The organism is Bacillus sp. ISL-77 (assembly GCF_018613105.1).
Genome location: NZ_JAGGQY010000040.1, coordinates 56044 through 64854, shown reverse-complemented (window position 1 = coordinate 64854; position 8811 = coordinate 56044). Strand labels below are relative to the sequence as shown.

General features: G+C 37.9%; 9 protein-coding genes. All 9 read right to left on the bottom strand.

Annotated features, from left to right (window positions below; all coding sequences use genetic code 11):
• Window positions 1–57: 57 nt before the first annotated feature.
• Window positions 58–1194, bottom strand: a complete 1137-nt coding sequence (ftsZ, locus tag J7E77_RS17315) for a cell division protein FtsZ (protein ID WP_214715979.1) — start codon at window positions 1192–1194, stop codon at window positions 58–60.
• A gap of 39 nt (window positions 1195–1233) precedes the next feature.
• Window positions 1234–2532 (bottom strand): cell division protein FtsA, encoded by a 1299-nt coding sequence (gene ftsA / locus J7E77_RS17310; RefSeq protein WP_214715978.1) that lies wholly within the window; start codon window positions 2530–2532, stop codon window positions 1234–1236.
• A 120-nt stretch (window positions 2533–2652) separates the two neighbouring features.
• Complete coding sequence (locus J7E77_RS17305; RefSeq protein ID WP_066252602.1) at window positions 2653–3015, bottom strand: small basic family protein; 363 nt, start codon at window positions 3013–3015, stop codon at window positions 2653–2655.
• On the bottom strand, window positions 3015–3746 hold the full coding sequence (locus J7E77_RS17300) for a DUF881 domain-containing protein (protein WP_214715977.1): 732 nt from the start codon (window positions 3744–3746) through the stop codon (window positions 3015–3017). The genes J7E77_RS17305 and J7E77_RS17300 overlap by 1 nt, the downstream gene beginning before the upstream one ends.
• Window positions 3747–3802: 56 nt before the next feature.
• Window positions 3803–4513: a DUF881 domain-containing protein gene (locus J7E77_RS17295; RefSeq protein WP_251026800.1), complete on the bottom strand. Its 711-nt coding sequence runs from the start codon at window positions 4511–4513 to the stop codon at window positions 3803–3805.
• Complete coding sequence (locus J7E77_RS17290; RefSeq protein WP_214715976.1) at window positions 4488–5279, bottom strand: cell division protein FtsQ/DivIB; 792 nt, start codon at window positions 5277–5279, stop codon at window positions 4488–4490. Before J7E77_RS17290 ends, J7E77_RS17295 begins: the two co-directional genes overlap by 26 nt.
• Before the next feature lie 195 nt (window positions 5280–5474).
• Window positions 5475–6383, bottom strand: a complete 909-nt coding sequence (gene murB / locus J7E77_RS17285) for a UDP-N-acetylmuramate dehydrogenase (protein WP_214715975.1) — start codon at window positions 6381–6383, stop codon at window positions 5475–5477.
• A gap of 60 nt (window positions 6384–6443) precedes the next feature.
• Window positions 6444–7547 (bottom strand): undecaprenyldiphospho-muramoylpentapeptide beta-N-acetylglucosaminyltransferase, encoded by a 1104-nt coding sequence (gene murG / locus J7E77_RS17280; RefSeq protein WP_214715974.1) that lies wholly within the window; start codon window positions 7545–7547, stop codon window positions 6444–6446.
• Between the two features lie 162 nt (window positions 7548–7709).
• Entirely contained in the window at window positions 7710–8810 is a 1101-nt protein-coding gene (spoVE, locus tag J7E77_RS17275) for a stage V sporulation protein E (RefSeq protein WP_214715972.1), read from the bottom strand.
• Window position 8811 lies beyond the last annotated feature (1 nt).

Sequence of the window (8811 nt, the reverse complement as noted above, 5' to 3'; positions counted from 1 at the left end):
CCTTTACAACGGGTACAGTTTACATAATTGGCCATGCCTTTTTTAGATAATTCGAATTTATCTTCTCCGATTTCGGTTACGTAAGAAGGTTGGAATATCCAAAGTTTCTTCTTGGGAAACTTGGGTGTGGCGAACGGGTTCTTGCTGAACCTCTTCGCGTTTTGGCTGCTCTCTCTTACCATTGCCAATTGTCGGCTTGGCTTGTCCAAAAGTAGGACGAGTAGCTTTTGGCTGCATTCCTTCTTCTTTAAAGCCGGTTGCGATGACAGTAACAATAATTTCATCTTTAAGCGTTTCATTGATAACAGAACCAAAAATCATGTTAACTTCCTGGTCTGATGCGGTTGCTACAATATCGGCAGCTTCTTGTACTTCGTAAAGGCTTAAGTTTGTGCCACCTGTAATGTTCATAAGTACTCCTTGTGCTCCATCAATAGAGGTTTCTAATAAAGGAGAACTAATTGCTTTCTTAGCGGCTTCAGCTGCACGATTTTCACCGGCAGATACACCGATACCCATTAATGCTGAACCCTTATTAGACATAATTGTTTTTACGTCTGCAAAGTCCAAGTTAATAAGACCAGGGACAGCAATTAAATCTGAAATACCTTGTACACCCTGCCTAAGGACATTGTCTGCTTCACGGAAAGCTTCAAGCATTGGCGTACTTTTGTCAACGATTTCTAGAAGACGATCATTAGGAATCACAATTAGTGTATCTACAGCTTCCTTCATCGCACCGATTCCGCCTGATGCTTGACCTGATCGTTTTTTACCTTCAAATGTAAACGGACGAGTAACAACACCCACCGTCAATGCACCTAAGTCACGGGCAATCTGAGCAATAACGGGTGCAGCACCAGTTCCTGTGCCTCCGCCCATTCCAGCTGTAACAAATACCATATCTGCTCCGCTTAATGCTGCTTCAAGCTGTTCTTTACTTTCTTCTGCTGCTTTCTTTCCCACATCAGGATTAGCACCTGCACCTAGTCCACGAGTAAGTTTTGCGCCAATCTGCATCTTAACTTCTGCTTTAGAAAGATTTAATGCTTGAGCATCAGTATTTACAGCGATAAATTCTACCCCTTGAACGCCATGTTCAATCATTCGGTTTACCGCGTTATTACCACCGCCGCCTACTCCGATTACTTTTATTGTTGCAAGAGAATCTAAATTTGTATCAAATTCTAACATGACAATCCTCCTAATTCGTCGCTTCCTTTTTTGATTTTCCTATTCAAAAAAGTAACCAAGGAATTTTTTTACTTTTGATGACATCTTTTCTTCCGGATGTTTTTCTACTTTTGCTTTAGGTTGTTGTTGTTGTTGTTTTGGTACTCTCTTTTCTACAGGTTCAGAAATAGTCGATGAACCAATGGTACCACCTGGTAATCTAGCATTCTTGTAGGCATATTTAATTAAACCGACAGCTGTAGTATATTGAGGTTCTCTCACACCAATATAGTCAGGGACGGCAATCCGAACTCGATTTTGTAAAATCACCTGGGCAAGTTCTAGAACACCTTGCATATTTGCCATACCGCCAGTTAAAACATAACCGCCAGGAAGGTCACTTAATCCTAGGCGTTTCATTTCATGTAAAACTAGTTCAAAAATTTCTTCCATTCTTGCTTCAATAATATCAGAAATCTCAAGCTGATTAAATTGTTGATGCTGATCACTGCCGATTATAGGAACACTGAATACTTCATCTTCTGAAGCCTCATCATAAAATGCGTGTCCATGTTTTACTTTGATTTTTTCTGCATCTTCTGTCGAAGTCCGTAACCCTACAGAAAGATCTTTCGTGATATAATCTCCGCCAACTGGAATGACACTTGTTTGTGTGATAAATCCTTCTTCGAAAACAGCGATCGTTGTAGATCCTCCACCAAGGTCAATAAGAGCTACCCCGAGGTTCTTCTCATCCTTTGACAAAGCATAATCTCCAGCTGCCAAAGGCTGAAGGACAATGTCTACAATCTCAAGTCCAGCGCGTTCTACACAGCGAAGTGTATTAATGATTATCGATTTGGATCCGGTAATGAGTGTTCCATCCATTTCCAAGCGAACACCAATCATACCGCGGGGATCATTAATTTCATCTTTACCATCCAGTATGAATTGTTTTCGAATAACGCCAATGTTCTCTCTCTCAGGCGGGATAGAACCAACGTGGGATGCTTCAATGACACGAATGACATCCTCATTCGTAATCTCTCGGTTTTGGCTTGAAACAGCTACAATACCATGACATTGTTGAAGCATAACATTGTTTCCAGAAATGCCAACCACCACATCTCTGATTTCCATCCCAATCATTCTTTCTGCTTGCTCAATTGCCCTTCTAATCGAATGAACGGTGTCGTCCATGTCCACGATCGACCCTTTGCGCAATCCTTCAGATTGCACATTTCCAACACCAATTATATTTAACGAGTCTTTACCCGAGTCATTGACCATTTCACCAATGATAACTTTCACACTGGATGTACCGATGTCAAGACTAACATATATTTCATTGCTGTTCATTCTTTGGCACCTCCTTTAGATTTCCTTAAGTTGAACAACAACTATTTTTTTTGTTCAATAAAAGTTTCATAGTAATATTTAAATTATTCGTCACAACTAATTGATTCCCTTTAAAAAGTTTCAATTTTTTTCTACTTTTTCTTTGTTTGTTGACCATTTCGTCAATATTATTCGCCTTATTACGGCAATATTCTGAAATAATCTGACACCAAACGCGAAAACTGCCGCTAAATACAAGTCTACACCAAGATGAACACCGAGAAAAGCTAAACTTGCAGCAAGCATTATATTAAAAAAGAATCCTGAAACAAACACCTTTTCATCATATATATTTTGCAGATATGCCCTGATGCCACCGAAAAGTGTGTCGAATGCCGCTAAGACAGCAATCGACAAATAATTGGAATATTCTTCAGGTATTCGAATCTCCGTTAACAAACCAAGTATGATTCCAATTATTAATCCAATGAATGGAAGCCACATTAAGAATCGCCCCCTTCTTCTGTCGGTTCCATGTAGCGGATACGAATGGAATTATCATAGGCAGGTACCGTTACGTTCGGATTTGGTTTTGAAATAGAAAGTCTGAGATTTTCAATAAAAAATTCTTCCGTAGATTTAGATACTTTCATCCGATTGTATAATTTTTCAGCTGTATTATTATCATCTACACCCACGATAACTTCTATCGGCAAACTATTAATTGTATGTCCATCGATTTTTGTTTCCCGATTGATGTCCCGAATGACAGTCGTATTAATAATTCTTCGTCCATCAATCGCTACATATTTTGCTTCGTACATATTCAATTCATTGAGTAATCTTTTTAAAAGTTCTGGTGAAACCACCCTATTAACTGGAGTACCAGGCTTTATTTCTTCGATTACTGGCTCAATATGTAAGGTAATTCCAGGAACAGTAATTTTGGATAATCCAGCTTCAATCTTTAATTCATCTAATGTATCCTTTAAAGCTTGTTCCTTACTTTGTTTTCGCTTAGATTCATAGGCTGCCAGCTTTTCTTCATTTGAACGGATTTCACTTAATAAATTGGATTGAAGTTCTTTTTCTTTAAGTAACGCTTCACGAAGCTGCCAAATATCGCGTGTGTCACGTTCAGCAGGTTTTTTTACTGTTTGAAATTGGATCGCAATCATGAAACCGACCAAAATTGCTATTAATGTAAAACTTGCATTAATTTTTTGGTTGTCCACCTTTTTTCACCTAACCTTTTATATAATCATCCCGTGGACACTACTCCTGAAAATGGCTAACTTCCTAGAATTGGATTTAGGACAATTTCATCATTTTTTTCTAATGTAAAAACAATATTATCGTTCACTAGTTGATCCTTAACCCCTCCAACTAAGTTTATTGATGATGAAAGGACGTCAGGGTCTCCGATTGCTGTAATAATAAATGGTGCTGGATGTTCAATTCCATCCACAGTAATAACCGGTCCATTACAAATAATATAAGAATGACTTGTCAGCCTTTGCCCATTTATAGCAACAGCTGCTGCTCCTGATATATATAGTTCATTCACCACTTTAAATACATGGTGTTCATGAACAAGGTAATTATTAATATTATCTTCTTTTGGGTCGTATGCACCGTCAGTGAGAGTAATCTTAACCCCTTTACCCTGTACCTTCACCTTCCCCAAGAACATACGATATTTTTCGGCATCCTCAGCAAGATTAAGAAAGACCTGTGCTTCCTTTGAGAGGTCTTTTTCATTTTTAAGAACCAAATCTTGTTTTTGATGTAACTCTTTTTGCAGTTCTCGATTACTCTTTTCTTCTGAAATTAATTGATTTCTTAATGCTAGTGTCTTTTCCCACTGTTTACCCGATACATTTGGCTTCTCATTTTTATTTTCTATTTGCGTCAAATGATAAGAAAAGGCAATCATAAATCCTAATACAAGGCAGACGAGGGACAAGATAACATGTTTACCCTTCACCTTTATCTTGCTCAACTTCTTTTTCCTCCCCTTCTGTTTCAAAAGCCTTAAAGTAAGATCCTACTTCTAAGTCAATAATTCCCTTTTTGTTAGGATCTAATTGGGAGATAATTGAGGGATAATGCACCATTTTTTCTGAAAAACTTCTTAATGTCGCACTCACCTCGAATCCATCATTCATAAATAAGGATATATGAAATGGATCTGTTTTCTTGGGAGTATAATGGATTTCAGAGATCGAGTTTGAAATTTCTCTTGGAAGTTGTTCTAACTCTTTAACCAATTGATTGAGGGCTGCCCCTTCTTTAAACTCAAATAAAATTGGAGAATTAACAGGAATTTTATTTGCTGCTCGATTTTTTAGAATTTTCCCATTATCCATAACTGGAAGGAAATTATTCCCTTGTTTTAGATAGGCAATTCTTTTATATTCTTTTACTTGAATAATAACTGTACTAGGCCAGTGAATTTGAATATCAGCTTTTTTGATCTCGGATAATCGCTGTAATTTTACAATGGTTTCTTCCTTTTTTATTTTCCAAATATTCGTATTATTCGAAAGGCCGCTCTGACTGACTAATTCTTCAGCGGAATACACTCCATTGCCTTTTATTGTTATCGTCTTTACATGACTTAATGGTGATTGTGAGTAGGCGATAACTACTATCATTGTAAAAAACAGAATTAACAGGAGCACAAGGCGTCTATTCGCTTTTCGTCGTCTTTGCTCTTTAAGTTTAGGGATACGATCCTCGAGAGCAACGATTTTACCTTTTTCCATTTATTATTCCTCCAAATAAAAAGCAGCTGCCTCAGGAATAGCTAACTAAGCCTGTCCAAACATTCGATAGTGTTACCTTGAAAAGAGAAACAACGGCACGAAAAATCATGCCGTCAGTTACTTTTCGAGGTTGCACCTATAATATTATCAGTAATTATAACACAATATTTGTCATTCGTACGATTATTTTCTTTCTTATTTCCGTCCGATTATTTCTACCTCTGTTTCCATTTTTACATTATAAAGGCTGTAAATGGTATCCTTTACATGCTGAATTAAGTCAAGCACATCTGCTGCAGTAGCATTTCCAGCATTTACTATAAAATTCCCATGCATTTCCGATATTTTTGCACCGCCAATACTATATCCCTTTAACCCAGCATCTTCTATTAATTTTCCTGCGTAATTCGGAAGCGGGTTCCTGAATATACTGCCAGCACAGGGAAAATTCCATGGTTGGGTATCTTTTCGATAATCCTTATTCTTGATCATTTGTGATACAATGACTGCTTTATCACCTTCGACAAGTTGAAATGCAGCTTCTACAACAATGCCTGGTCTAATTTTCTGCAAGACAGATGTTCTATACGAGAATTTCATTTCATCATTCGAAAGCCACTCCATCGTCCCATCTTCAAATAAAATATGAGCCCTTGTCAGTATTTTGCTAATATCTGAGCCGTGTGCACCAGCATTCATATAAACAGCACCGCCAACAGACCCAGGGATTCCACTGGCAAATTCTAATCCGGCCATCCCTTTCTTGCTAATAAGTGTAGCCAAACTTATCAGGGAATGTCCGCCTCCCACTGTAATCTCTGAGCCATTAATTTTAAGTCCATCCACTCCAGAGCCAAGTTTAATTACCGCTCCTTCGATGCCTTTGTCAGAGACTAAAAGATTAGAACCTCTGCCAATCGCCCGCCAATTTAAGCTGTGTTTTTTTACCAACCCCATCACCTGTTTTAAATTTTCAACTGATGAAGGCTCAATAAAAAGATCAGCAGGACCGCCGATTTTGATTGTGGTGTGGTTGACAAGAGGTTCATTTATTTTCACTTTTCCTATATTTGAATTTTGCAATTCCGTTATTATTGCGTCCATATTTACCACCTATCTTTCGAAGATGCATTTATTTCAGTTTATGCTAAAAACGATTATGGGCTACCTTTGATTTGTTTTTACAAGCTCTTGCATTAAGGAATACAGTCTAATAGCTGAATCAGGCACACCTATTTTTTTAGCTTTTAGCTTCATTTCCTTTAAATTTTCATTATTTAAGAGAATACGATCGATGTGGTTCACAAGACTTTTATTATTTAAATCTTTTTCTAATAGTAATTCTGCCGCACCATGGTCACTTAAAGATTTAGCGTTTTTCTCTTGATGATTATTTGTAACATACGGGCTAGGAATAAGAATGCTTGGAATACCGAGCGAGGTAATCTCTGCTAGTGTCGTTGCTCCTGCTCTTGAAACGACTAGATCAATCCCCGCCAGAACCTCTGGCATATTATGAATAAAGGGCTTAATTACTACATTTTTGGGGTTTCCAATTAGATCTACTTCTTTTTTGACATCCTCAAAATGAACGTCTCCTGTAATATAAAGAATTTGATATGGCTTTTCAGCCAATTCCCCAAATGCCTTTACAACAGCCTCATTAATTGGCCTGGCACCACGGCTGCCGCCAAAGATTAAGACTGCTGGTATTGTTGTACTAAGCCCAGCTGCAAGACGTCCTTGAATCCCATCCTTGCCAATTACTTCGGATGCACGAGGATTACCTGTGAAAACAGTCTTCTCTTTCGGAAAGAATTCTTTGGCTTCTTCAAAACAAATCGCAATTTTATTTACATAACGGCTTAAAAATTTATTGGTAAGTCCAGGAACACTATTTTGTTCGTGGATAATCGTTGGAATACCGAGCTTTGACGCAGCATAAACAACAGGTCCGCATACATATCCGCCTGTTCCAATGACAATATCAGGTTTGAACTCTTTTAACATTCTTTTACTGTCTTTTACCCCTTTTAGAAAACGTAGGACAGTTTTTATATTTTCAAAGGAAAGCTTTCTTTGAAAACCAGTAATATGAATTGCTTTAAAAGAAATATTCTCCATCGGAACAAGCTTACTTTCCAAACCATTTTTAGTCCCAATATATAAAAATTGTGCATCTTTATTCTGTTTTTGAATTTCTCGAATTAGTGCGAGAGCAGGATAGATATGTCCGCCAGTCCCTCCACCGCTAACAACTATTTTCATTTTTCCACCTCATTAACTATTTAACACCTTATTGCCATAACTATCTTACTATAAAAACGAACGAAATAAAGCATATGAAAAAAGAATGTTATCTAATTGTAACCTTATGAATTAGATTTCGCTAAAAATAAAAAGAACCCTGCTGCTAAACAGGGGTAAGGTTCAAAAGCGAGAATACCTGCTAATATTAAGGAGAACACCGATCGCCATTAACATCAGGGTCAATGAAGAACCCCCATAGCTCAAAAATGGCAAGGTAATGCCCGTAACGGGCATTAGCCCTGTGACAACTCCAATATTAATCATTACCTGAATAGCCACCATGGCGATGATCCCTACGGCTAAAAAGCTGCCATATAAATCCGGTGCACCTAGGGCGATTCGAATACCTCTCCACAACAACAGTGCAAATAATAGTAATATAAATGAACCACCGATAAAACCTAATTCTTCAGATAGTATTGCAAAGATAAAGTCGGTCTGTGGTTCTGGTAAGTAAAAAAACTTCTGTCGGCTTTCGCCAAGTCCAAGTCCAAACAATCCGCCAGGTCCAATCGCAAAAAGCGATTGAATCATTTGAAAGCCACTTCCCTGCGGGTCGGACCATGGATCTAAAAAGGAAGTTATCCTTTTCATTCGATAAGGTGCGGAAGCAATTAAGCCGACAAACCCTGCTATACCCAACAGTCCAAGGAAAGAAAAATGGCTAATCCGTGCACCAGCAATAAAAATCATGACGACACAGGTTCCCATCATAACTGTTCCCGTACCTAAATCAGGTTGGAGCATGATCATTGAAAAGGCTAAAAAGGCAAGCCCTAATGATGGAACAAGACCTTTCTTAAATGAAGTAATGAGCTTTTGCCGTTCGGACAGATATTTTGCCAAAAAAGCTATCATCGCCAGTTTCATAAATTCTGAAGGTTGAATTGAAAAAGCCCCTACACCAATCCAACTTCGAGATCCATTTCTTTCATTACCTATTCCCGGAATTAAAACAAGAATAAGTAGGACAAAACAAATAATAATAAAGGTTTTCGACCAAGTCCTCCACGTCCAATAGTTGATGTTCATAATAAAAAACATAGCAGCGACTCCTACCCCTGCAAAAAGAGTTTGTCTTTTCGCAAAGAAAAAGGAATCATTAAATTTATATTCAGCCCAGATAGCACTTGCGCTGTAAACCATGATAAGCCCTATTGCCAGAAGCGTGAATGTTACGATCATTAAAATAAAATCGGGAGTTGTTCTTTTTGTCGGCACC

What these genes read in the sequence shown, in the direction of transcription:
- ftsZ (WP_214715979.1), bottom strand. Translation starts at nt 1,194, where the DNA reads ATGTTAGAATTTGATACAAATTTAGATTCTCTTGCAACAATAAAAGTA.
- ftsA (WP_214715978.1), bottom strand. Translation starts at nt 2,532, where the DNA reads ATGAACAGCAATGAAATATATGTTAGTCTTGACATCGGTACATCCAGT.
- J7E77_RS17305 (WP_066252602.1), bottom strand. Translation starts at nt 3,015, where the DNA reads ATGTGGCTTCCATTCATTGGATTAATAATTGGAATCATACTTGGTTTG.
- J7E77_RS17290 (WP_214715976.1), bottom strand. Translation starts at nt 5,279, where the DNA reads ATGGAAAAAGGTAAAATCGTTGCTCTCGAGGATCGTATCCCTAAACTT.
- murB (WP_214715975.1), bottom strand. Translation starts at nt 6,383, where the DNA reads ATGGACGCAATAATAACGGAATTGCAAAATTCAAATATAGGAAAAGTG.
- murG (WP_214715974.1), bottom strand. Translation starts at nt 7,547, where the DNA reads ATGAAAATAGTTGTTAGCGGTGGAGGGACTGGCGGACATATCTATCCT.